At 34.8% G+C, this 23,705-nt stretch carries 19 protein-coding genes; 2 read left to right on the top strand and 17 right to left on the bottom strand.

Translation table 11 applies throughout. The annotated features are described in order from the left end of the window. Positions 1–32 precede the first annotated feature (32 nt). From EVJ46_07230 to pilM, 9 genes are all read right to left on the bottom strand, one after another. Positions 33–938 carry a hypothetical protein gene (locus EVJ46_07230; protein RZD15982.1) on the bottom strand — a complete coding sequence of 302 codons (906 nt, stop codon included), beginning with the start codon at positions 936–938 and terminating at the stop codon, positions 33–35. Between the two features lie 188 nt (positions 939–1,126). Next, entirely contained in the window at positions 1,127–2,914 is a 1,788-nt protein-coding gene (locus EVJ46_07225) for a tetratricopeptide repeat protein (GenBank protein RZD15981.1), read from the bottom strand. A 367-nt stretch (positions 2,915–3,281) separates the two neighbouring features. Then, on the bottom strand, positions 3,282–3,836 hold the full coding sequence (locus EVJ46_07220; GenBank protein ID RZD15980.1) for a shikimate kinase: 555 nt from the start codon (positions 3,834–3,836) through the stop codon (positions 3,282–3,284). 44 nt (positions 3,837–3,880) lie between these two features. Continuing rightward, the gene (locus EVJ46_07215) at positions 3,881–5,221 is read right to left on the bottom strand and encodes a chorismate synthase (protein ID RZD15979.1); all 1,341 of its coding nucleotides are present in this window, start codon (positions 5,219–5,221) and stop codon (positions 3,881–3,883) included. A 44-nt stretch (positions 5,222–5,265) separates the two neighbouring features. Next, a complete protein-coding gene (locus tag EVJ46_07210; protein RZD15978.1) occupies positions 5,266–6,138 on the bottom strand; it encodes a GTP cyclohydrolase I FolE2 in 873 nt (290 codons plus the stop codon). Positions 6,139–6,256: 118 nt separating this feature from the next. Further along, positions 6,257–7,696, bottom strand: coding sequence for a hypothetical protein (locus tag EVJ46_07205; protein RZD15977.1), 1,440 nt, complete (start codon positions 7,694–7,696; stop codon positions 6,257–6,259). Positions 7,697–7,896: 200 nt separating this feature from the next. Next, a complete protein-coding gene (locus EVJ46_07200) occupies positions 7,897–8,988 on the bottom strand; it encodes a hypothetical protein (protein ID RZD15976.1) in 1,092 nt (363 codons plus the stop codon). A 142-nt stretch (positions 8,989–9,130) separates the two neighbouring features. Continuing rightward, complete coding sequence (locus EVJ46_07195) at positions 9,131–9,748, bottom strand: hypothetical protein (GenBank protein ID RZD15975.1); 618 nt, start codon at positions 9,746–9,748, stop codon at positions 9,131–9,133. Next, the gene (pilM, locus tag EVJ46_07190) at positions 9,745–10,815 is read right to left on the bottom strand and encodes a type IV pilus assembly protein PilM (protein RZD15974.1); all 1,071 of its coding nucleotides are present in this window, start codon (positions 10,813–10,815) and stop codon (positions 9,745–9,747) included. The genes EVJ46_07195 and pilM overlap by 4 nt, the downstream gene beginning before the upstream one ends. Positions 10,816–11,323: 508 nt before the next feature. On the opposite strand from pilM, the gene EVJ46_07185 reads away from it, so the two are divergent. After that, complete coding sequence (locus EVJ46_07185; protein ID RZD15973.1) at positions 11,324–12,871, top strand: phospholipid carrier-dependent glycosyltransferase; 1,548 nt, start codon at positions 11,324–11,326, stop codon at positions 12,869–12,871. A 226-nt stretch (positions 12,872–13,097) separates the two neighbouring features. Here EVJ46_07185 and EVJ46_07180 read toward each other — a convergent pair whose 3' ends face one another. The 8 genes from EVJ46_07180 to EVJ46_07145 form a co-directional block, all read right to left on the bottom strand. After that, positions 13,098–13,475, bottom strand: a complete 378-nt coding sequence (locus EVJ46_07180) for a rubrerythrin (protein ID RZD15972.1) — start codon at positions 13,473–13,475, stop codon at positions 13,098–13,100. A 58-nt stretch (positions 13,476–13,533) separates the two neighbouring features. Next, the gene (locus EVJ46_07175; GenBank protein RZD15971.1) at positions 13,534–14,457 is read right to left on the bottom strand and encodes a disulfide reductase; all 924 of its coding nucleotides are present in this window, start codon (positions 14,455–14,457) and stop codon (positions 13,534–13,536) included. Between the two features lie 127 nt (positions 14,458–14,584). After that, positions 14,585–15,364: a 4Fe-4S dicluster domain-containing protein gene (locus EVJ46_07170; GenBank protein RZD15970.1), complete on the bottom strand. Its 780-nt coding sequence runs from the start codon at positions 15,362–15,364 to the stop codon at positions 14,585–14,587. A 356-nt stretch (positions 15,365–15,720) separates the two neighbouring features. Next, positions 15,721–16,449, bottom strand: a complete 729-nt coding sequence (locus EVJ46_07165) for a hypothetical protein (protein RZD15969.1) — start codon at positions 16,447–16,449, stop codon at positions 15,721–15,723. Positions 16,450–16,573: 124 nt separating this feature from the next. Beyond that, positions 16,574–17,617: a CoB--CoM heterodisulfide reductase iron-sulfur subunit A family protein gene (locus tag EVJ46_07160; protein ID RZD15968.1), complete on the bottom strand. Its 1,044-nt coding sequence runs from the start codon at positions 17,615–17,617 to the stop codon at positions 16,574–16,576. A 139-nt stretch (positions 17,618–17,756) separates the two neighbouring features. Continuing rightward, positions 17,757–18,953, bottom strand: a complete 1,197-nt coding sequence (locus EVJ46_07155) for a heterodisulfide reductase subunit B (protein ID RZD15967.1) — start codon at positions 18,951–18,953, stop codon at positions 17,757–17,759. Positions 18,954–19,184: 231 nt separating this feature from the next. Further along, positions 19,185–19,862 (bottom strand): heterodisulfide reductase subunit C, encoded by a 678-nt coding sequence (locus tag EVJ46_07150; GenBank protein ID RZD15966.1) that lies wholly within the window; start codon positions 19,860–19,862, stop codon positions 19,185–19,187. Between the two features lie 469 nt (positions 19,863–20,331). After that, complete coding sequence (locus EVJ46_07145) at positions 20,332–21,708, bottom strand: hypothetical protein (protein ID RZD15965.1); 1,377 nt, start codon at positions 21,706–21,708, stop codon at positions 20,332–20,334. Positions 21,709–22,136: 428 nt separating this feature from the next. On the opposite strand from EVJ46_07145, the gene EVJ46_07140 reads away from it, so the two are divergent. Next, a complete protein-coding gene (locus EVJ46_07140) occupies positions 22,137–23,609 on the top strand; it encodes an MFS transporter (GenBank protein ID RZD15964.1) in 1,473 nt (490 codons plus the stop codon). Positions 23,610–23,705: the final 96 nt, after the last annotated feature.

The raw sequence follows: 23,705 nt of genomic DNA, 5'->3' as shown, positions 1-23,705 counted from the left end.
GTTTCATCCATTTCAGACGTCATGTCGCTGTTTTATATTGCCCTTACTAAGTTTAAAAGCCCCTGATTGACAGTAGAAGCCTGGGAAAGCATAGCCTCGCCAGATTGGGCTAATGTTGAAAGCAGCGTATATTGCGATGTCTGCTTAGCAAAATTAACGTCCATAATATTATCGTACGCTGCAGAAGTATTTGTGCCTTCCGTCTGAAGATTAGCCATAATCTGCGTAACCCTGTTCTGATAAGAACCGAGCTGACCGCTTATACCCGAAACCTGGTTTATAGCAGCCTGAACAGCGGAAAGAGCGACTAACGCAGAAGTATTGTCGGTAGTTGAACCAACAAGAGTTACATTATTTAAAGACGAGTTAATAATAGTACCGCCAGAAGATGCCAATCCGAGAAGACCAGCGGCTACACCCTGTATAGATACGGAAATCTGGCTTGTAGCAGTGTCTGAATTGGTACCTATCTGAAATGTAAAATCACTTACACCGATAGTGCTGCCGCTTCCGCCGGTCAGAAGATTGAGACCGTTAAACGACGTAGAACTCGCTATCTGGGTAATTTCTGAAGCAAGCTGAGAAAATTCGCTTTCAAGCGCCTGCAAATTTTGAGTACTGTTAGTACCGTTCGCAGCGTTGGTAGCAAGCGTCTGCATAGTGCCGAGCATGCCCTGAATCGTCGACAATGCGCCCGACGCGATGTTAATTAAAGAATTGCCGTTGTTGGCGTTTGCCGTTGCCTGCGAAATACCCAGACCTGTTGCATTTAATCCCTGAGCTATTTCATAGCCTGCTGGATTAACCCACGCACCCGTAATTTTAAGACCGCTGGAAAGTTCATTTAACGACTGGCCCAACTGGTTATTAGTATTTTGAAGGTTTGTTTCTGCGATAACCGCAGACTGATTTGAGTTGATAAATAGACCGTTGTACATTTTTTTATCCTCCGTGATAAATTATTTTGCCTTCCGTGGCAAAACTTTTAATTAATTTAAACCGCTTCAATTTTGAGCTGTCAACATTAACAGCTTTTTATTTTTCTCTTATTTATTTATCGTCACTAACCAAAAAAAACTTTAATTTTTTTAAACTTATTTAATTTAATTATTATTTCATTAGTTAATTAGAAACTTTTCATCCATATGTCAGCCATTGCGTTCTCAAAGTCTTTAGCAAATCTTGCGCCGTCAAACAGGGACGACCTAAGAGAGATATTCCTGAGATTTGCCCGTAAATCTGCAAGTTCGGCGATATCTAAGCTGTTATCTTTTGCCTTTTTTATGTACTCTTCTTTATTTTGCGCTATAAACTTGGATAAACCGACGTTATTCGCAATACTTTCACCGACTCTTGATACAAATCTGTCTCCTTTTAGCGTTAATATCGGCACACCCATATATACCGATTCCGCGCCGGTAACACCGCCATTATAAGGAAAAGGGTCAAGTGCTATGTCTATTTTATTATAGGAAGCAAGGAGTTCTGCCCTCGGTGAAGCTCCTTCTAAAATTAATCTTTTTGCAGGTTCTGCTACACCATTGTCGTTAAATTTTTTAAATAAAATATCCTGTACATTTTTATTTCCTAACTGCTTTGTCTTTAGAAACAGCCTTGCAGCAGGAATTTGCAGGAGTATTTCAGACCATATGGCTATAACCTCATCGTTAATCTTGGCAAGATTATTAAAACAGCCGAATGTTATAAAACGGTTCCTCAATGCCGGCAGCATTCCTACTTTAGGCGCTTCACAGGGAGGCGCAAGGCATATACATGAGTTTTGAAACCTGTATATTTTTTCGTTGAAATGGCTTTCTTCGCTTTTCGGCGACGTATAATAATCTCCTATAAAATAATCAATTTCTTTTACTCCGGTGCTTGCAGGATATCCAAGCCAGCTTGCCTGCACCGGAGCAGGCTTATACGCAAAAACAGGCAGCCTGTTGAATCTCGTATGTCCTGATAAATCTAACAGAATGTTAATGCCGTCTTTATAAATTATATGCGCGGATTCTTCATCGTTCTTGTCATAAATAGCCGTCCACTTTTTAAAATAAGGTTTTATTCTCCAAGTCAGTTCGTCTTCTGCGTTATGCGCGCTGTAAGCATACAGTTCTATATTTTTTATACTGCCAAGCATATTTTCCAGCAAAAGGCCTACCGCATGATTCCTAAAATCTCCGGATACAAAACCTACTTTCAGTTTATCTCCTGATTTCGGCATATTATGATTTGTAAATTTGCGGTTAACGCGAGAACTTATTAACGTGCCATATTTTTCAGCCCATTCTTTATAATATGATATGCTGAAATCAGGATTATAATTCATACCCATAAGTATATTGTCATAAGCCTGCAAACTGTCCGGCATTAACTCTATCGCACGCAGATAAGAAAGCTGAGCTTCCGGCTGAGCGCCTATTTCATTAAACGAATTACCTAAATTGTAGTAGGCTTCTGCGAAATCAGGTTTAAGTTGAATAGCTCTGAGACAAACAGCCTGCGCGTCCAATGGTCTGCCGAGATTATTCAGCACGCTGCCGAGATTATGATATGCTATGGCAAGGTCAGGCTGCAGTTCTATCGCTTTCAGGCAGTACATCTGCGCTTCCCTATATCTGTTTATGTCCTGCAGCGTAGCCGATAAATTGCTGTATATAATAGCATCGGCGGGATCTAATTCTATTGCTTGCTGCATAGCCCCTATTGACTCAAGAGTTTTGCCGAGCATTTTTAAGATTGCGCCAAGCGCTTTCCAAGCAAAAGCGCAATCTGGAAATTTTTCTGTCATATTGCGGGCAACAATCTGTGCTTCGGCGTAATTTCCGCTATCAAAAAGCGCAACTACCGCCTCTTTATACTTATTCTTATTATCGAAATATTCAACAGCTGCCGCCCTGTAATTTTTCATCATTATAAATAGGCGTCGAACAACCTTTATTTATTTTTTTAATAATTTTATCTATTTTTTTGGTATTTCCTTAATCCTCCTGCGATAGAAAATATTTATGCATTTATTTGCTCGGTTAAGCAAAATATGAGGAAAAGGTGTCAGATTTTATTTTTTTGCATATGGAATAGTTCAATTAACAAAGAAAATATTTGCAAAAAAATTAATCTGACACCTTTTCCGAGCAAATAACTTTCTATTGCAGGATTAAGGTATTTATTTTATATTTTTTTATTTAATCAACTATGCTAATTTATTATATATTTAATTATAAATTTATTTATTATATGTTTATTTTGCTATCTGCTATAGGTTTATGTATTATATGCGCTTATTTTAAAAAAATTTTAATTTCATCTGCCGCTCCCTCGGGCGATATTCCGTCTGTATATATGATTAAATCTGCCTGAGTATAAAATGGCTCCCGCTTATTTAATAAATTTTCAATATCAGATATTGAAAAATCTGTTTTATTTAAGACAGGTCTGTGTTTTTCTTCTTTTATCCTTGAGTAAATAGTGTCCGGTCTTGCCTTAAGATAAACAACGGTTCCGATGTCTTTCAAAAAATTAATATTCCTATTAAAACATGGCATTCCGCCGCCTGTAGCAATCACGCAATGTTCATTTTTATTACTGGCTGTTTTATTATCGGCGAAATCAGAGTTTGCGCAATTTGCGGCAAAACTCTTGATAAACTCGGTTTCTAAATTTCTGAAATAATTTTCGCCTTTTAGCTTAAATATTTCAGTAATCGTATTCTGTTCGTTATTTTCTATTATATCGTCGGAATCTATAAAATTATAATTTAATTTCTTAGCCAAAACTTTTCCTATTTCAGTTTTACCTGCTCCCATAAATCCAATTAAAAAAAGATTATTCTTCATTCTTTGGTCTTGCCTGCTCCAATAAGTCCAATTAAAAAAATATATTATTTTTCCTTGAAAATCTGCCCTGTATATCCTTCGTAATTACGTTTTATTTCTTCAACGCTGTCGCCGCCGAATTTTTTAAGAAAGAAAAGGCATATTGTAAATGCAAGGGCTGATTCGCATACTATTGAAGCAGCCGGAACAGCGCAAACATCACTTCGCTCAAGAAAAGCTTTTTCCTGTTCGCAGGTCGTCAAATTAACAGTATCCAAATACGGTTTCATAAGTGTCGGAATAGGCTTCATTGCGCATTCAACGGAAATAATCTCGCCGTTTGACATTCCGCCTTCTATACCTCCCGCATTATCTGTTTTTCTATAATATTTTTTTCTTATTGTTCCCTCGTCGGAACACTTTTTAATACCGGTACGGCTGCTGCAATAGATAGAATCTTGAAAATCAGAACCGAGCATATAACCTGCTTTTGTGCCTGCGCCTATTTCCACGCTTTTTATCGCCTGAATACTCATCATGGACATCGCAATATGCGCGTCTAATTTTTCATCCCATTGGGTAAAACTCCCGAGACCTATAGGAACATTTTTAGCCTGTACCATAATAATACCGCCAGTCGTATCGCCTTCTTTTTTTAACCCGTCTATTAATTTCCTTACTTTCTGTTCCTGCTCCGGAAAAGGCATTCGCAAGTCAGAATTACGGATATTTAGTAAAATTTCATCGTCAAATAAATCAATGGATAATTCAGCGGCATCTTCATCGACGTCCATTATTGCTCTTCCTTCAACTTTACTTTTTTCCGCATCGTTGTTATCGTCTGTGCAGCTTTTTCTGCAGTCTGCACGGTTTGTATTATCTTTTTTATCTAAACTTGCATCTGTACATCCTATACCGCCAATGCTTAAAACGGCTGAAGAAAACCGTATGTCAAACTCCATTAAAAGAAGTTCGCATATAGCGCCTGCCGCAACCCTGGAAGCCGTCTCTCTGGCGCTTGAACGCTCTAAGACGTTTCTTATATCATCGAGATTGTATTTTATGGAACCTGCAAAATCAGCATGACCCGGTCTCGGAATATGTATTTTAATATCCTCCGGAACAGGTTTGCAAATATCCATTCTATCCTTCCAATTTTCATAATCCCTGTTTTTAATGAAAAAAGAAATGGGCGAACCGGTTGTAAACCCGCCTCTGACACCGGATATAAACTCTATCCTGTCCGTTTCTATCTTTTGCCTTGCTCCTCTGCCGTAGCCTGACTGTCTCAGAGATAACTTTTCATTTATAAAATTTTCATCTATTTTAACACCTGAAGGAAAGTTGTCTATTATCGTGACAAGCCCTTTTCCGTGAGATTCGCCTGCCGTCATAAGCCTTAGCATATTTTTTTAAGCCCCGTTAGATTTTATAATTTATGATTTACAATTTAATCTTCATATCTGCTTTCCGTCATTGCATAAGCATTATGATTATGAATGCTCTCAAAGTTTTCAGCCTCAACCCTGAACCATTCGATATTCTTATTTTTCTTTAATATATCTGCCACGCATCTCACTATATCCTCCACAAACATAGGATTCTCATAAGCATGTTCGGTTAAAAATCTTTCGTCAGCTCTTTTTAAAAGAGAATATATGGGAGCGCTCGCGCATGATTCCACATCGTTTATTATATCCTCGAACCATATTAGCTTCGAAAATTTAAGTGAAACGGAAACGACCCCTCTTTGATTATGCGCTCCGTATTTAGATATTTCTTTAGAACATGGACATAAGGTATTTATTGGTACTTTTATACCGATTATAATAATGCTTTCATCCTCATTATTATTGTTGTCATTGGTAGTATTGTTGTCGTTGCTGTTATCATTGTTGCTGTTATTGTTGTTATTATTGTTGCATTCTGCTTTTTTATTTTTTATTGTACCTTTATAACTGCAGATATACTCCATAAGGCTTTTTTTTCCGCTGACAGGAGCGGTTTTTTCGATAAAATAAGGAAATTCAATTTCGACGGATGCCGAGCCTGCATTTAAAACTTTTTTAATTTTTCTTAAAATATCCGGAAAACTGACTATGCTTATCTCGCCTCTGTACTCGTTTAAAACCTCTAAAAAACGGCTCATATGAGTTCCTTTAAAGTAATGAGGAAGATCAACGTACATATTTATATCGGCTACGGTGTGCTGAAAAGACTTTTTTTTATCAAGAACGGATATGGGATAATGCAGGTTTTTTATCCCCACTTTATCTATGGGTATGCCTCTTTTATCCTTTGAATTTTGAACATCGGTCAACATTAAATTGAATTAATATAATTTTTAAAGGCTTGATTATGAGTTTATAACGTTAGTATCCCGCTAATACTAAAAGTATATTGTATGTACAGTACAAAATCAAGCGCAAAATAGAAACAACTCAGCCTTTTATAATCTTAGGCGTAATGAAAATCAACAACTGGTCTTTTGAATAGCTGATGCTTCTGGATTTAAAGAGCCAGCCTAAAAGCGGAATATCCATAAGTCCGGGAATACCGCTCGTCGATGTGCTTTTGTTTAATTCATAAACTCCGCCTATGGCTACCGTATCATTGTTATTAACTATAACGGTAGAATTTGCGCTTTCCGTGTCTAATGTCGCCTGAGCCCCTGAAACGGGCGGCGCAACAGAGTCATTTGACGAATTTATCGTAAGCTTCACGCTGCCGTTAGACATAATATGCGGTGTTATTGAAAGAGATATCTGCGCTGTAATAGCCTGAGGAGCCGCAACTGCTCCTACGCCTGCTACAGAGGGCAGATATAATGTTTCTCCTTTGGCGATGGTAGCCGTCTGATTATTAAGAACTATGACTTTAGGCGACGCAATACTTGTAGCTTTGGCTAAACTTTCCAGAGCCTGCAGCGTTGCGGTAATGCTTGCATATTGATTTACTATTCCTACCGAAAAAGTTCCCGGCGACGGCGTTGTTAATGTCGGAGCGCCTGCAGTCGGAGTAATAAGTCCTGGTCCTGCCGGCGTACCAGCCAGCTGACCGGCAAAATAATTTGGCGCAGCAGCCATATTTGTATTGCCCGGAGTAGCGGCTGCATAGCCCCCTTCCCAGTTAATACCCAATTGCGTAGAATATGACTGGTCAACTTCAACCATTTTGGCTATAATTTCAACCTCAGGGGTTCTTCTGTCAAGCTCCTTTACGAGATTTTCGGCTTTTATAACATTTTGCTTAATATCGGTCACAATAAGCGCATGCATTGACTTGTCGACCATAACCTTGCCTTCAGGACTCAGCACTGTTTTCACTTTAGGAATTAAACCGGCAACATTTACATAATTTACAGGAATAATTTTAGTTATTTTCTGTCCCGATATAGCCTTTGCTCTTTTTTGCGCTGAAACGACGGAAGCAATAGAACTTGACGAATTAATGTAATATATACCGTCTTTTTTGACTATTCCAAGTCCATAGGCGTCAAGTATGACTGAAAATATGTCCTTTAGAGGAACATTATGCATTTTCATGGTAACTGAGCCTTTTACGTCAGAACCGATCAAAACATTCATATTTGAAACTTTTGCAATCATTCGTATGACATCAACCAAACTTGCATTTTGAAAATCAAAACTCACACGCATAGTTGAGGGGTCGACAAATAATTTCCTTACCGTTTTCTGTCCTGAAATGCCTGCAAAATTTTTGGCAAATGAATTTGCCTGAAATAATATAAGTGTTAAAAATAAAAAGACCGATAGAAATACAGCCGATAGAAAAATAAGTCCCTTCGCCGTAAATATCGCTTTAGTGTTATCATTTTCATTCTTCTCTATGTTTTTTTCTGATGCTTCTTTATTCATCATGCCTCCAGCGCTCCTTAACCGTTCCTATTTCATACTAAATTTATATACGCTATTTTATTTCATGTACATTATTTATCGACAGCCGACTGTGTATAAATTGCTCTCTCCATGCATTATATCATTATAATTATATATATATTATTATTATATTATAATTACTGCCAATATTACTGTTGTCTTTATCTGAACATTTCAACATTTTATTTCATGCTCATTACATAATTAACTGTGCGCATCTGCCCTAACTGATTATATGTTTTTTCAGATAAAACAATAGAATTTTCGGTAATATCCGTTATTCTTGCTCTATTGACGCCCATAATAGAACCTGCGGTTACTATATATGACCTTCCGTCAGGCGTCGAAACCATAGCGTAATACTTTCCGCTTTTTTCCATTATGCCCACGATATGAAGCGACGACAAACTGTATTGCAGCAGCGGCAGTTCGCCGTATTTGAAAGATACATTCGGTTTTTGCGCATATAAAAACGTCCTAAACGGATTCCTGGCTAAATTGTACGGATACGGATTTACCGTTAAATTCTTATGCTTTAACAGTTCTATTTTTTTCGCCAGACTACTGTTTCTATTAATATTGTTATCGCTTTTGCTTGTTATGTTTTTGTTCTTATTATACTCATACTTTAATCCTTTATTGTTCCCATTACGGTGTTTTATAGTGCCTGCGCCGCTTTTTTTGATATTTCCGGTAGTTAATAATTTTGGCATAACGCCTATAAAAGAAAAAGTCGTACCGTTAAAACTCACCGCAACGTTATGTTTAGAAGCACTGCCGGCAATAGACACATTGTGAACATCAACGATTCTATTCATATCCGCAAGTTTGTAAAAAAATTTATAGACGTTGAAAAATGACCCGCTTATACTCATTGAAAAAGGCACTGCTTCATAAAAACTCTTAGGAGCTACCTTTTCAGGTTTAAACATATCTAAATTTAAATGCAGAGCTTTAGCATAATTTGAAACTTCCATTAAAAGACCCGGTATATTCTTTTTAGAAGGAAGTTCAGCCAATAAACTTAAAAATTCTATTTCAAGTCTTTTCTGTTTCTTTACTAAAGCCGGATAAGTCCGAACTTCCGTTATATAAGAGGCATATCTGGTTTTGACGATATTTAGCGACGACTGTTTTTGATTTAAGGAAGTCTCCAGCGATGAAAAAAACATAAAATAATAAATAGCTAAAATCGCAATAAAAATAACAGCGCCCGCAACAATTCCTATAAATATTTTACTTTTCAAATTTATATTTTTAACATTTAGATTCATTATTATCTGCCTATTTCCGATTACGCTTGTTTTATATTTTTATTATTGTTTGCCTATTTATATTATTGCTTGCTATTTTTTATTATTGTTTGCCTATTTTTAATAATTGACCTGCCGAATTAAAAAAATTCTTTACTTAAGGCTATTTAACAACAGATTTTTTTACTATATTTTTAGAGTTTAGCTTAGATTCAGGTTTTTTATATTTACTTTTCATAGTAAGGCTAAAATTTTGTAAGTTTAAATCCTGTTTTTTGGTCTGAGCTGTCTGTATCAAGTTAATAGAATTAAAAAATCCGGTTTTCTTTATTTTTTTCATAAACATGGACACTACCTGACCGTCTAAAGCCACCCCGCTTATGCTGATATTGCCGTTATCTGATTTCAAAGAATTTATCCACGCAAATTTTGGAATAGCACCTGTGAGAGAAAACGTATAACCTATAGGTCCCTGCTGCTCTTTTTTTAATGTTTTAATAATATTAATTTTTTGAAGTATCTGGCTCTGTACTTTTCTTATCGCAACAACTTTTTGAACTTTTGGCATTAATACGGAGATTTTTGAATTATATGAAGCAATATTATTCGTTACATTATTTATTTTATTCTGAACGAAAGACTGCATAAAATAAACTGCCGCCGCCGCCGCTACTATCGGAACGACTATGTAAGGAATAAAAGAAATAATACTGCTTTTATCAACTTGCGGTTTGAATTTTTTGGACTTCTGTTTTTTATTTAGATTTATTTTTATAATCATGGCTCTAACCCTCTGACTGCCAAACCGACTGCAACGCCGAAAAGCGAATATTTAGATTCTATAAAACTTGTATCGCCGATATTATTGCCAAAAACAATTTTTCTAAACGGATTAATGATTGAAACTGGTATATTAAGTTTAGATTCTATATCTCCGGAAAGACCTGAAAGCATAGCAGAACCGCCCGTGAGAAATATTTTTTTAGGATACTGTTTATCGTTATTAGCCGCAAAATAGTCTATCGTTCTCTGTATCTCTGATGTTATTCTTGCAACAATCATATTTATATATATCATATAATTGGTTTTGAAATTTTCGTCTCTTTTTTCAATGCCGCCGGTTTTAACATTTTCCGCCTCATTAAAATCCATCTGAAATTTTTTTGCTATTTCTTCGGTAATATTAACCCCTCCGATGGGTATGTCTCTTCTAAATAGGTTAAAACCTTTATTGACAATATGAACATTGGTCTCAGTCGCTCCTACTTTTATAATTCCGGCCATCTGATCCGTTTCTTCGGGATAATTAAAATTAAACATATTTTCCGTAGCTATGCAGTCAACATCCACTATAGGCGAATACAAACCGCATTCATTCATTAAATCGACCCTATCATTTATAATATCTTTTTTGCCGGCGATAATCATTATCAGATTGCTGCCTGCATCTGCGGCAGAATCGCCCAATATTTCATAGTCAAAAGATACTTCCTTAATGTCGTAAGTTATATATTGCTGAGCTTCGTAAAAAATAGCGGAATCAAGTTCCGATTCTTTCATTTTAGGCATATCTATATTTTTTATAATAACATGCTTGCAGGGAATAGATATAACAACATTCTTGTCTTTCATGCTGTGATTAGCAAAAGAACTTTTAATGTATGAAATAGCCGACGCATGGTCTTTCAGAAATCCGTCGGAAACAATTCCTGACGGGAGGTTGATTAAATCTATGGAATCTAATGTGTATTTGCTGCCCGCTCTGGATAATTCCAATATTTTAATAGAACTATATCCTATATCTATGCCGACCATTTTTTTTGATGATAAATTAATTTTAAAACCCATTAGACATTTACCGTATAAAAATAATCATTATTATTATAAATTATGACATAATTAATTAATTAACTAGCTAACTAAAAGCATTATAACATAATTAACCAGTTACAAAACTACACAATTAATTACAATATTAAATTAATTACAAATTAATTACAATATTAAGATAAAATAAGTCAAAACAAATGTCAAGCTATTTTTGTTATTCTTGCTATTCTTATTATTTTTTATTAAAATCTTTAAATTTTGCGCACATTAAATAAAAAGAATAGACCTAAAATAAAAAAAATAGACCTATACGTTTAAATATGTTTAAAAAAATAATTCTGCATTTTTTTCTTTTTTGTTTTGAATTTTAAATAAAAATCGTATATGATATTTATTTTAGCTGTTTATACAAATAGCTGTCTGTATAAAAGACATAATAATGTACTTATTAATACATTTACATAACAATAATCATAATTACACCATAACATCCTATTACTGATGTATTATCATTCAATTTTTATTAATGAATAAAAACAAACTAATCACAAATTTTCTATTCGGTTTCTTAATTGTTCTATTTATTTTCAGGATTATCTTTATTACCCATATCGACCTGATTCCGGAAGAAACTTATTACTGGCAGTGGTCGCGGCATCTTTCGCTTTCATATTACGATATGTCTCCCATGATTGCATATATTATTGCGTTAACAACTTTTTTCGGAAAACTTAATTCTCAATTTTTTGTAAGATTGGGCGCTCCCGTAATTTCACTGCTTATCTCACTGTTTGTTTATATTATACTGCAAAAATTAACATCCAATAAAACATACAGCCTCGGCGCTGCGGTACTGCTTAATGTCATACCGATATTTAATATAGGTTCAATCCTTATAGTTTACGGAGACGCACAGCTTTTATTTTTTTCGCTTTCCATTTTTTTTTTAATTTACCTAATACTCTTTAAAAAAGATTATTATATTTATTTAATTGGAGCTGCCACAGGACTTGCACTGTTAAGCAAATATACTGCGGTTTTTTTATATCCTATTGTTTTTTTATTCTTTCTGCTAAGCAAAAATTATAGAAAATACTTATTGAGAAAAGAGCCGTATATTGCTTTTTTAATATCTTTGCTTTTGTTCTCTCCTGTAATTATATGGAATTATTTAAATGATTATGCATCGTTAAGACATTTATTTACTTTATCCGGAAATCACGTAAATTTTAATGCATTTATTCATAATCTGCTTTTATTTATAGGCTCTCAGGCAGGCATTTTTTCACCGTTTATTTTTATTATTTTAATATTTTCTATGTTTTACGGATTTTACAAGGGAATAAAAAATAAAGACGATATATATCTTGCGCTTTCTGTTTCAGCCCTTGTACCGTTTGCATATTTTTTATACCAGTGCACAAAAACGGAGGTACAGCCTAACTGGCCTGTTTTTTTATATTTTCCGGCATATATAATGGCAAGTCTGTTATTTTTTAAATATTACAGCAACAGACTTAAAAAAAACATTTCAAAAAAACTTGCGGCTTCTGCGTTATCTTTTTCTATTATTGTAGGACTTTTATTTTCGGTATTAATTTTCATTGAACCGTCTTATCCGATAATAAAATTCAAATTAGACAAAAGTCCTGTGCGTGATGTTCTGGGGTGGAGAAAATTAGCCTTTGACGTTGATAAAATCGCAGCGGCTGATAAAAAAGACAATTTTTTAATTTCTGCAAGAAGATTTCAAGTTGCAAGCGAACTTGCCTATTACATGAAAGGACAACCGGAAACATATTCTTTTAATTATTTCAAAAGAAATAACGAATATAGTTTATGGAATAATTTTAAAACAAAAAAAGGACAAAATTTTTTATATGTTATAGATACGAAATACGGCAAACATATAGAAAAAAAATTGTCCTCCAATTTTAAAAGATATAAACTGCTCAAGACAATAACTATACGCCATCAAGGACAAAAAGTCAGGACCGTAAAGATTTACGGTCTATACGATTTCCTCTATAAAAATAAATATTTATTTAAGAAATTCGCATCAAAAACATTCTGATAGATTTACATTTAAGCAGATTGTAGATTTAATGATTTAAAAAATATTTCTTATATAATTATTATACGTATATTTTTTATTTACATTTAATAAATTTAAAAAATATTTCTTATTTAATATTATCAGTCGTATATTTTTTATTTATTTAATGTCGTATATATTATTAATATTTTTACCTAATATTTTATATATTATTTTATATATTATTTATTTTTAATATTGTTTATTATTCAATTTCTGCTAAAACTTTTTCAAAAGCTTTCATATGTGCACTTTCTGCCCTTCCCACCATGTCAAACCATTTTGCAATTTCTTCCAGTCCTTCCTCGCGAGCTTCTTTAGCCATTCGCGGATACATTTCGCGTACTTCGTACTTTTCCCCTTCTATAGCTTTTTTTAAATTTTCCGGCGTAGTTTTTATACCGTTCATATGATTAAAATGACCTAAAGCGTGGGCTGTTTCCCCCTCTGCTATAGACCTAAAAAGTTCGGCAACCTCAGGGTAACCTTCGGCGTCTGCCTGCCTAGCCCATGCGGTATATTTTCTGTTTGCCTGAGATTCGCCTGCGAATGCTTCCGTAAGATTTTTTTCTGTATTTGTCATAATTGAACACCTTACCTTTTTAAATTTTATGTTTATTTTGCGTTTTATTCGTCAGTCCTTAAATAAAATGACCCTTCTCTTTTAATACTTCTAAGGGGTTTGATATCATATCGCTAAATTGGACTTCTTTTTCGGAAAAACCGAAAGCAAGCGCCATCAACTGCGTAAGATACACAACCGGAAGTTCGGAATCTTTACCGAATTTTTCAACAATTTTAGGTTGATTAACGTCTAAAGCTCCTGCGCATTTCGGACAGATAACTACCAGAACATCTGCTCCGGCTTTCTTTGCTTTCGAAAGCGTCTGAGAACAAAGAGCAAAAGATGTTTCTTCATCCTGAACTACATTTCTGCCTCCGCAGCATTGCACTTCGTTGCCGTACTGAACAACCTCGGCTCCTATACTTTCAAGAAATTCATGCATAAAACGCGGTCTTTCAGAATTATCCATACCCGGTTTCTTATCCGTAAACGTATACATTGACGGTCTCGAATATAAACAGCCGTAATATGGTGCAACTTTCAGTCCTTTTAACGGTTTGACCGTATTTTTTTTAGCTTCGCCGGGTCCTTTCTCGTTGTATAAAAATTCTAGAATATGACGCGCGCCGCCATCAGGAACGTACTCTTCCTCATCGGCTTCTTTCAAAATGGAATTAACTTCATCAAGTAATTTTTTATCTTCTTTTGCCCGTTCAATAGACCTCGTGAATTCATGATAGCAGACTGAGCATGCCATAACAAGGTCTTTACTCCCGAGTTCAGATTTAGCTATTACCATATTTCTAAGAGGCAGATATAAAGACACGGCGCCCTTAGATTTCATTTCTCCGATGCCGCAGCAATTATAATCAGGTATATCAACTAATTCTATACCCATCTTTTTAGAAACTAATTTAGAGCTGTTGTTATAAGCTCTGTCAATCGTTAATAAAGCGCACCCAGGATAATAAGCAGCCTGATTTTCTTTTAAATTTCCCATTTTATATACCACCTTATTATTTAGTTATTTTGATTACTCCTACAATAACGTGTTTAATTATTTTCCTTAGTCCTGCGAAATCTTTTCTTTCTTGAAAGAGAGATGAAAGTAGCCTATAATAACGTGTTTAATTATTTTCCTGTTCAAGGGTTCCCGCGTGCCTTAAATAATTATCTATAGCATCCTTAGATTTATGCCATTTATGTGGTTTTCCGAGTCTTAAAACAGACAATGCACGTCCGTCTTTCATCATTTTAAAAATAGCGCCCCTTTCATCTTTATCACTCAACAGTTCGGTAGTCTTCCCCATTTTTCTCATAGCCGTCGTGTGCAGATTGGCAAGGTCTAATCTGCCGTGTCCCAATATCATGCCTTCGTATATCGCCTTAACTTCTTCATCGATTGTAAGCTGATGTTTAGATTTAATTTCTTCAGGAAAATATTTTTTTATTAACAGAGCCAACGCTTCCATCATTTCTGCAGGATTAACCTGTTTAGGACATCTCTGCGAACATTTGTAGCATCCTACGCAGCGCCATGCGACGTCTACATATTTTTTCAATTGTTTTAAATTTCCGAGCTGCATCATATATATAAAAGCGCGCGGATTAAATCTTCTATATAGAGGTGTTACGGTACAGCTTGCAGTACACATACCGCATTGCCAGCATCTGTTAATTCTTGAACCGACGACAGTTTTTTGAATTTCGTCAAAAAAACTCCTGTCGAATTCTGAATCCACCCTTGTTTCAATAAAGGTATTCCATCTGCCTGAAACATCAACGCCGTCAATAACAAGATTTTTTTCTTCTTTGATTGCATCATCGTCTATCAGATGTCTTGCTATTATATGTTCGCCTTTTTCGGCAACGGGTCTTTCGCTATTTTTATTATGCTCTTCAGCCATAGTGCCTCCAATCTTGATTGCAATATTAATTTAAATTAAATTACTTACTTAATAGTTGATTGCTTAATTACTACTTATTTAATTACATAATTACTTAATTAATTAGTTGATTACATAATTACTTACCGATTTAATTAATAAATTAGTTATTGCTTAGTTAATTAATTAATGGATTAATTTGTTGATTGCTTCGTTATTCACTTCGTTGCTTAATTAATTGTCCAATTAATTGATTATACTTCTATGCTATTAATTGCCATTAATAATTACAAATTATCCAAACCATTATTTATAATGCTGCTGATTATAACTCATTATAATAATTATTTATATCGTTAATAATAAATGAATTATAATCATAATTTTTCAACTCCCAGCAATTTTTTCATTAAAGTATATCCATCCGGAACGCCTACGGATAAAGACTTAGATTCCGCATAGACCATTTTAAAAACATAGTCCGCATACATATAAGCCATCAAAATATCCGCTCCGAACGGAGGTTTAATATCAAAACCGTTTTTATACGAAAGTTCATATAAATAATCTGTTTCATCCCGCATCTCTCTCAGGGTAAACGGCATGATATAAGCATTTCCGTCCCACGTTCTTTTTAAAAAATCCGCCATATAAGGCAGCGAACCTGTTCCGTTATCCGGTTTATAAATCCATGTCGTCCACAAAATATTGTTTTCGGGTTCGAGAAAATGCAAAATTTCAAAAGCAAGATCCCTCTTGACCAATACATTGTCATAGGCAAAAATCTCAAGAAATTTTCCCACCTTTATTTCTTGCGTTTTCTTTCCCTTGAAAACACTGAATGCCGCAATTAAATTTTCGCTGCTTATTGTGTCTAATATTTTTTTCTTATGCCTTCGTATAGAAAATACCAGAGATAAAATATCTTCAAAATTCTGACTATCTGAGTTTAACCCGCTAATAAAATTTTTTATTATGCCGGATTTTTTATCTAAAAGTTTATAAAGCTCACCTAATTTTTCAGTATTTAAATTTTCTCTGATTATTTCAAAAAATTTAATTTCGTATCTTGAATCTATTTTATTATTCTTTAATATATACGGCATAAAATTTTAATAGGACCCGCAAAATTTAAATTAAGCTGAAACCAAATTAGATTAAAAATTTTTTTCGCCTTACTTATATGATGCGTTATATAAAATCAATAAAATAAGCCGAAGCCAAATTAGATTAAGAATTTTTTTTGGCATATATATAAGCATTCATTGCAGCTGCTCCGCCTTCTACTATTGCATCCGCAATAGCTTTAGGACCTGTGCATGCTCCTGCCAGAAAAATACCGTCTTTGTTTGATTTAAAAGGTGACAGCGTAATATTCGCCTGTTTCAGAAAACCATGTTCGTCAAGCTCTATACCGAGTTTATCCGCCATTTCAGGAGACTGCGGACCGCCTTCCATACCGGAAGCAAGAACCACCATATCGAACGGTATTTCGAAAGGACCCCTGAGCAGTGTATCTTCACCCTTACATATTACGGTATTGTCAGGTCCCGATGTAATTTCTGCTACCCTGCCTTTGACTATCTGCACATCGTGTTCTTCCATGGCTTTCCAGTATAAATCTTCATAAAACCCGTATGTTCTTATATCCATATAGAATATATAAACCTCTGTTTCAGGAAAATGTTCTCTCAGCTCTATAGCCTGTTTAACAGAAACGGTACAGCATACTCTTGAGCAATATTGATTGCCGACATGCCTGTCCCTTGAACCTACGCATAAAATTATTGCCACGTTTTTAGGCGGTTTGCCGTTAGAAGGACGCGTAAAATTTCCTTCGCCCATCATTCTTTCTAAATCTTTAATGTCTATAACATCGTCAAATAATTGATATGAATATTTTGAATCTTTGGCAGGGTCAAAGTGTTCAAAACCTGTCGCAACAATAACAGAATCAAATGTCTTAGTTTCGCTGCCGGCACTTGATTTTATAACGGCATTAAATTTTTTGCCGTCTTCCTTAAAGCTTTCAATATTTGCCGAAAGATATTTTTTTATATTATTATTAGATTCAGCACGTTTGATCAGTTCACCTATAACGTTATCTGCCGGCTGAAGGTCTGGAAATAAATATTTGTATTTAAATTTTTTCGGATTTCCTCCAAAAAAGGTGTCTCTTTCCACTAAACTTACATTTACGCCCAATTCGGCAAGTTCGATAGCAGCATGAAGTCCTGCGGGTCCTCCGCCTATTACAAGAATATTTTCAGCCATATAATGCCTCCTCTATTTTAAATATTTAAATATAAAAACAAGTGATATTATATTATGTTATATTATATTGTGTTATATATTTACATATAATATATTAAACAATAATTATGCAAAAAGCTAACAAAGCGACTATAGATTATTACGCATATTCATACAGATTTTCAGGTTTTTCGCCGGCTCTCAATTTCTCTAAATAGGCGTTATATTCTTCTTCTGATTTCTTCCAGTCGATTCCGATTTTTTCGCATAACGGTCTCCAATCGGTCGTATGCCATTGAAGCTGAACTATTTTATAAACATCGGCTCCGCATACGAGAGCGGCAAACATAACGTCCGCCATAACCGGCACCTGTTCGGTATAGCCCATAGCTTTGCCTATCCATTGATTTTTATCGAGCGTTGTGGTGCATCCGGTATCCTGAGTTATGCATACGTCAGAATTAGCTTCGAGCACCATAGGTCTTATTTTTCTATCCATAACAAAAGACCTTGAAGCTTCCCTTTCCGTCAATATATGCCGGAATCCAAATCCGCAGCAGTCGTACCAGGTGGAATAATCGGCAACCTGAGCCCCCAGAGCAAGAGCGACGCCGGTTGAAACGGCAGTTCTTTTTCCTGCATAGATGTCTTTATCATAAATACAATCTTCTGGAATCATCTTATAACAATGACAGGCAGGATGAACAGTCGTAATAATATTGCTTAAATCATATTTTCTAAGTTTTGCTATTTCAAATCTCATGACATGAACCCACTCGCTGTAATGGACTATTTCTTCCGGAATTACAAGGTCTCTGCCTATTTTGTGCATTATTCTTCTGACTTCATCTCTCAATTCTTTGTTTTCAACAAGCAGATTGCGCATTTCTTTATAATCCCCAAAAGACGTTGCGCAGTGTATTAACGGAAAAAGTCCTAATTCGTAAGCCCTATGCCAATTTCTGACTGCAACCGCAGCAAGACCGACCGGATTTGAAGTTGCGGAACCGTGATAATTCCACGCAGTACAGGAAGTCTGATTTCTTTCGTCAACATACTCCGTACCGAATTTATTCATAAACCATAGAAGCGACACCGGATAGCCGGGGATATTTCCGCACTGTCCGCAAGATTTATGATGCCATAGTTTTGTTGTAGGTATCTTCTTCTTCCAACCAAACAGAGTTTCGGCTTCAATAGGTTTGTGCTCGTCCGTAATGTGAATTACTTTCAGTTCGCCTTTTGCTTCAAGTTCTAAAAGTTCATTATGAATATTTTCAATTTTTCTGCCTGCGATATGTCTAAAGTCTGATTTAACATCGGCAAGCCCCAATCTGTTCCTAATCTCAATAGCCATATTATGTTCTCCCGATTAATTTACTAAAAACGTACAAACAAAAAAAATAAAAAGTATAAATATAATTATTTTTCTCGTTTTATTTATATTTTCTAAAACTGCAAATACAATTGTTTTTCTTGTTTTATTTATATTTTCTATTTGTTGCCAATTAATAAAAAGCGCAAAAAGAAATGTACAATTTTTTAATCCTATTCATACTTTATTTATTTATTTTTTCTATCTGCTTTTTTATTCGCTTCTGACATCATCCACAATATCTTGAATTATCTCATACAGCGAAGGATCAACCACTTCGATAATTTTAAATACGCCTGCTTCCTCAAAAATGGTATAAAGCTCTTTCATTGCTTCAGGAGCAACATCCCACGCAAGATTTGTAACCTGAAGCGTCGGCATAGGAATAGCTTTTCGTTTTAACGGCAGATCCTCGGATGCATAACCTATATGAGGACCCCAGTCAGGAAAAAAATCAGGCTGAATCATATCAGGAGATAACTGATTCCCATATGCAGTCAACTTTAAAAGAACACGAGAATAAGGCTTTAAAACTTTTTTTGCGGATTCAAATCCTCTTCTGACGGATATTTCTCTCAATATCGCAATAACGCCGCCGGGGTTATTTAAGAACGGACAAATCATAGCACACGTAAAACACTGAAAACATGCCCACACGTACTCATCCATCATTCCCCATACAAGCGCGGGGTCATTAGATTTACAATTTTGAAGAACCATCCTTGGAGAAAAATCAAAAAACCTGTGCGGTGGACATCCTCCTGTGCATACTCCGCAATTCAGACAGCCTCTCACATATTCTTCATATCTGAAATCTTTTTTAGCTTCTTCAAAAATTTCCTTTTTAAAATCATTAGAGACAATACTTACACCATTTTCATCATATTCCATTATTTATTGTCCTCCTTTTAATTATAATATTGCATATATTTAACATTTATATACTTATATATTTACATAGTTATATATTTGCATACCTATATGTTTATATATCAATTTAATTTACTAATTTAGTTTAAAACATCGCAATAACGCAGCAATACACTGCTATAAAACAACTTACAGTATAACATATTGTTTCTATTATATATTATGACAAACAACAATGCAATCGTATAATGTATCCTTAATTCTGCAATAGAAAGTTATCTGCTCGGAAAAGGTGTCAGATTAATTTTTTTGCAAATATTTTCTTTGTTAATTGAACTACTCCATATGCAAAAAAATAAAATCTGACACGCTTTCCTTATATTTTGCTTAACCGAGCAAAGAAATACATAAATATTTTCTATTGCAGGATTAAGGTAAATTGTTTCTATTATATATTATGACAAATAACAATATACCGTTATAATACAACTTACAGGGTATCCTCTATATTTTCGACATCTTCAGCTTTTTGTTCCGCCGCTTTGCTGAGCATATCAAGTTCGCTTGACGAATAGAGGCTCATCTCCGTCTTTCCGCCGGCATGAAGTATCTGCAGATATTGAAATATAGTAACAAAGAATAATCCGCCTATCATGTTGCCCAAGATAGTCAGCGGAACAAATTCAGCTAACCATGGAATATAGGTCATCCCCGAACCTGAATTTATTGATATTAATATTTCGGAAGAAGCGACGACTATATGGCTAAAAGACCCTATATAAATCATAAAGCCTACCGTCCAGATTATAATTATTCTTGCCAATGTTCCGCTGGATGCAATTAAAAGCCATGTCATAAGCGTAATGAGCCATCCTGCAAATATACCGCTCAGAACCATAATATAAGGCGAACGGGACATATAACTGTGTGCTACCGTATGGATATGGTCAATAACAAAAACAGGCAGAAGCAGTCCTAAAGAGCTTGCTATAACTATGGCAAACAGAAAAATGCCTCCCATGTTGCCGGCTAAGGTTAATCCCCATAGTTTAAATAACTTATTAATTTTAGTTTTTTTAGCCAAAACGGTAGTTACTGGGAGTAAAAAGTTTTCCGTAAAAAGTTCGCTTTTGCCTATCAGCAGAAACATAAAACCTATCGGAAAAAACAGAGCGCCGAATATTTTAGACGTAGGTCCTCCGACCAATGGTTCAGTAGCTCCTGCAACGTAAGAGGAAGCTATAATACCGAAAGTTACGTTCATTCCGGCTATTAAACCGGACATAAACATTTCTAGCCAGCTCCTCTTAAGTCGTAGCAGCCCTACTTCGGCGGCGGCTTTAAATATTTCCGACGGTTCCTTGCCGCCGGGTTTTTCAACCCTGTTAATAGCGCCTATTCGATTTTTTGTTTTTTCTAAAATCTCGTTTATTTTCTTAGAAAGATATAACGAATGATGAATTTCATCGGCAAGATTATTTTCTATTAATGTTTTAACCCCTTCGTCTTCGATGATTTCTAAAGCAGCGGTATAATCGTTAATAGCAATTTCTTCAAGTTTTAAATCAATCCTCAGCATATCTAAAGGAGCTGAAACCTGATGTGAAGCATCTGTTATTCCCTTCTGGATATCGCGGACTTCGCTTACAGAGCGCGGTTTTCCTCCAAGCTCGGTTATTTTGTCTCTTATGTTTATTATATGACCGCTTTCGCTTGAGGCAAAAGATTTTAAAGTCTGAATAAGCGACGGGTCGTCAAGATTTTTTGATTGCTGAAGATATAAATCCCTTCCGGCGATCTCAGCGTTTAGGAATTTATGCAGAAGTTCTATTATCTGGTCTTTATTGAGGATATTTTTGTGTTCCATAAAATTATTAGTATTTGGTTTGTTTTAATTGTGTTCTAATTATGTTATGCTATGCTACGCTTTATGTTATGTTGCGTTTTATCTAATTGCGTTAATTTATTAAGTAAGTTAAACAACAAATTACAATAGCTATATTTATCGTGTATAATAAATGACTACAAATGACTACAAATGACTACATAGAACATACGCACTATTTCAATTATATCATACATTTTATACTTTTCAACTAAACAAAAGTTTAAGACGTGAATTCAATATCTAATTGACTTTTAAGTCATTTTAGCGTATCATCATCTCAAATAGCTTTATTGTTGTTATTTTTATGCCTGTCATTAATTTATACAGCTGCATAACATATATTTATAAACTAATAATTATACAGATATACATTTATAAACGTTAAAAAATTTCGTAAACCGTAAATAATGAACGGCAAAAAAATTACTATCACAAGTGATTCTGATAAAGCCACAAAATCTTTACTTGTAGCTATACTTTCTACGATAGCTTTGGCAGATTTCGGACTCGGGTTAAACACGGTAGTTTTGCCTTTATACGCTAAAAGTCTCGGCGCAAGCATAGTTACTATAGGTTTAATAATCGCCTCTTTCGGATTAGCACGCATTTTAATTAATATACCGGTCAGTATATTAAGTAAAAAATTTAAAATGCAGTTTATGCACGTCGGCATGTTTATGATTTTACTCGGAGCTGTCGGATACTATTTTTCCACTTTTTACGGTGAATTGTTTATATTTAGATTTTTAGAGGGATTCGGGTCTGGAATTATCAATACGTCTTCGATGATAATGCTTACAAAACATCTCTATAAAGATGAAAAAAGAGCAAAGGTATTAAGTAAATATATGATAGCAAGACGGCTGTCTATGGGATTAGCGCCTTTCATCGGCGCCGCCGTGGCTTTCAAATTTCATTTTAAAAGCGCCTTTCTGCTTTACGCAATATTGATGCTTATAGGCTTTTCAATTTCATTATACAATAGAAAATTATTGAAGAAGTTTTACAATGGGGAAAAAGCAGAAAATAAAGAAAATAAAGAAAAAGAAAATGAATCGGCGGCAGTGATAGAAAAAGCAGGAAAAGAAGAAAAAAATGCAGCGAAAATTAATAAAACAAATACAGGTACAATGAATGAAGCTAATGCAATAAATGGAATTAATAAAATTAGCAAAACCAACACAGTAAATGAAGCAGATAAAATTAGCAAAACCAATATGGTAAATGGCGTCAATAAAATTAGCAGAGATAACGCAGAAGCTAACACAATAAATGAAGTCAATAAAGCAGATAAGAAAGACAAGAAGAAGAAATATATAAATTTAATAACAAATATAAGTTTTATGCTTTTATGTTTTTTAACATTTTCTTTTTTCTTCTCAAGAATCGGCTCTAGAAGAGAACTTGTACCGTTGGTAGGGGTGGGCATAGTACATATAAACCAGGCTTATATCGGACTTCTTGTATCAATATCCGCATTAATAGGCGTGGCGCTGACTTATTACTCGGACAGGGTTATTAATAAATTAGGTATAAAAAGGTCGATAGTAATATCTTTTGCTATTTCTGCCTCAGGCATACTCTGGTTTATAATATTTAATAATTTAGACGGATTTATCGCCTCAATTCTGCTATTAAGTGCCGGAGGCGGATTTTCTGGACCGGCAAGAAATTTATATCTTATGGATAGTGTGGATAAAGTACATTATGAAGAAGCAATAGGAATTTACAGGACATTGAGCGATTTAGGATTTGTATTAGGACCTGCCATCATCGGCTTAGTTTTCAGCTATTACAATTATCTCTCCGCCTATTCTGTTGTTGCGGCGATGCTAATTACGGCGGCAATTTTATTTGGAGCTTTTGCAAAAAGCTACTGACCAGATACTGACCAGTAGATATTAACACGGCTTCACTGCCAATAATAAAAACATTTGATTTTAATATCAGTGAAGTTTGTGTGCTACAATATATGG

Source organism: Candidatus Acididesulfobacter guangdongensis (assembly GCA_004195045.1).
Lineage (GTDB): Bacteria > SZUA-79 > SZUA-79 > Acidulodesulfobacterales > Acidulodesulfobacteraceae > Acididesulfobacter > Acididesulfobacter guangdongensis.
This window is presented reverse-complemented; position numbering and strand designations above follow the sequence as displayed.

Coding starts and splice junctions, on each gene's coding strand:
- EVJ46_07220 (RZD15980.1), bottom strand. CDS start 3,836: ATGAAGAATAATCTTTTTTTAATTGGATTTATGGGAGCAGGTAAAACT.
- EVJ46_07185 (RZD15973.1), top strand. CDS start 11,324: ATGAATAAAAACAAACTAATCACAAATTTTCTATTCGGTTTCTTAATT.
- EVJ46_07140 (RZD15964.1), top strand. CDS start 22,137: ATGAACGGCAAAAAAATTACTATCACAAGTGATTCTGATAAAGCCACA.
- EVJ46_07215 (RZD15979.1), bottom strand. CDS start 5,221: ATGCTAAGGCTTATGACGGCAGGCGAATCTCACGGAAAAGGGCTTGTC.
- EVJ46_07150 (RZD15966.1), bottom strand. CDS start 19,862: ATGGAATATGATGAAAATGGTGTAAGTATTGTCTCTAATGATTTTAAA.
- EVJ46_07165 (RZD15969.1), bottom strand. CDS start 16,449: ATGCCGTATATATTAAAGAATAATAAAATAGATTCAAGATACGAAATT.
- EVJ46_07180 (RZD15972.1), bottom strand. CDS start 13,475: ATGACAAATACAGAAAAAAATCTTACGGAAGCATTCGCAGGCGAATCT.
- EVJ46_07175 (RZD15971.1), bottom strand. CDS start 14,457: ATGGGAAATTTAAAAGAAAATCAGGCTGCTTATTATCCTGGGTGCGCT.
- pilM (RZD15974.1), bottom strand. CDS start 10,815: ATGGGTTTTAAAATTAATTTATCATCAAAAAAAATGGTCGGCATAGAT.
- EVJ46_07155 (RZD15967.1), bottom strand. CDS start 18,953: ATGGCTATTGAGATTAGGAACAGATTGGGGCTTGCCGATGTTAAATCA.
- EVJ46_07200 (RZD15976.1), bottom strand. CDS start 8,988: ATGAATCTAAATGTTAAAAATATAAATTTGAAAAGTAAAATATTTATA.
- EVJ46_07170 (RZD15970.1), bottom strand. CDS start 15,364: ATGGCTGAAGAGCATAATAAAAATAGCGAAAGACCCGTTGCCGAAAAA.
- EVJ46_07195 (RZD15975.1), bottom strand. CDS start 9,748: ATGATTATAAAAATAAATCTAAATAAAAAACAGAAGTCCAAAAAATTC.
- EVJ46_07210 (RZD15978.1), bottom strand. CDS start 6,138: ATGTTGACCGATGTTCAAAATTCAAAGGATAAAAGAGGCATACCCATA.
- EVJ46_07205 (RZD15977.1), bottom strand. CDS start 7,696: ATGATGAATAAAGAAGCATCAGAAAAAAACATAGAGAAGAATGAAAAT.
- EVJ46_07160 (RZD15968.1), bottom strand. CDS start 17,617: ATGGCTGAAAATATTCTTGTAATAGGCGGAGGACCCGCAGGACTTCAT.
- EVJ46_07230 (RZD15982.1), bottom strand. CDS start 938: ATGTACAACGGTCTATTTATCAACTCAAATCAGTCTGCGGTTATCGCA.
- EVJ46_07145 (RZD15965.1), bottom strand. CDS start 21,708: ATGGAACACAAAAATATCCTCAATAAAGACCAGATAATAGAACTTCTG.
- EVJ46_07225 (RZD15981.1), bottom strand. CDS start 2,914: ATGATGAAAAATTACAGGGCGGCAGCTGTTGAATATTTCGATAATAAG.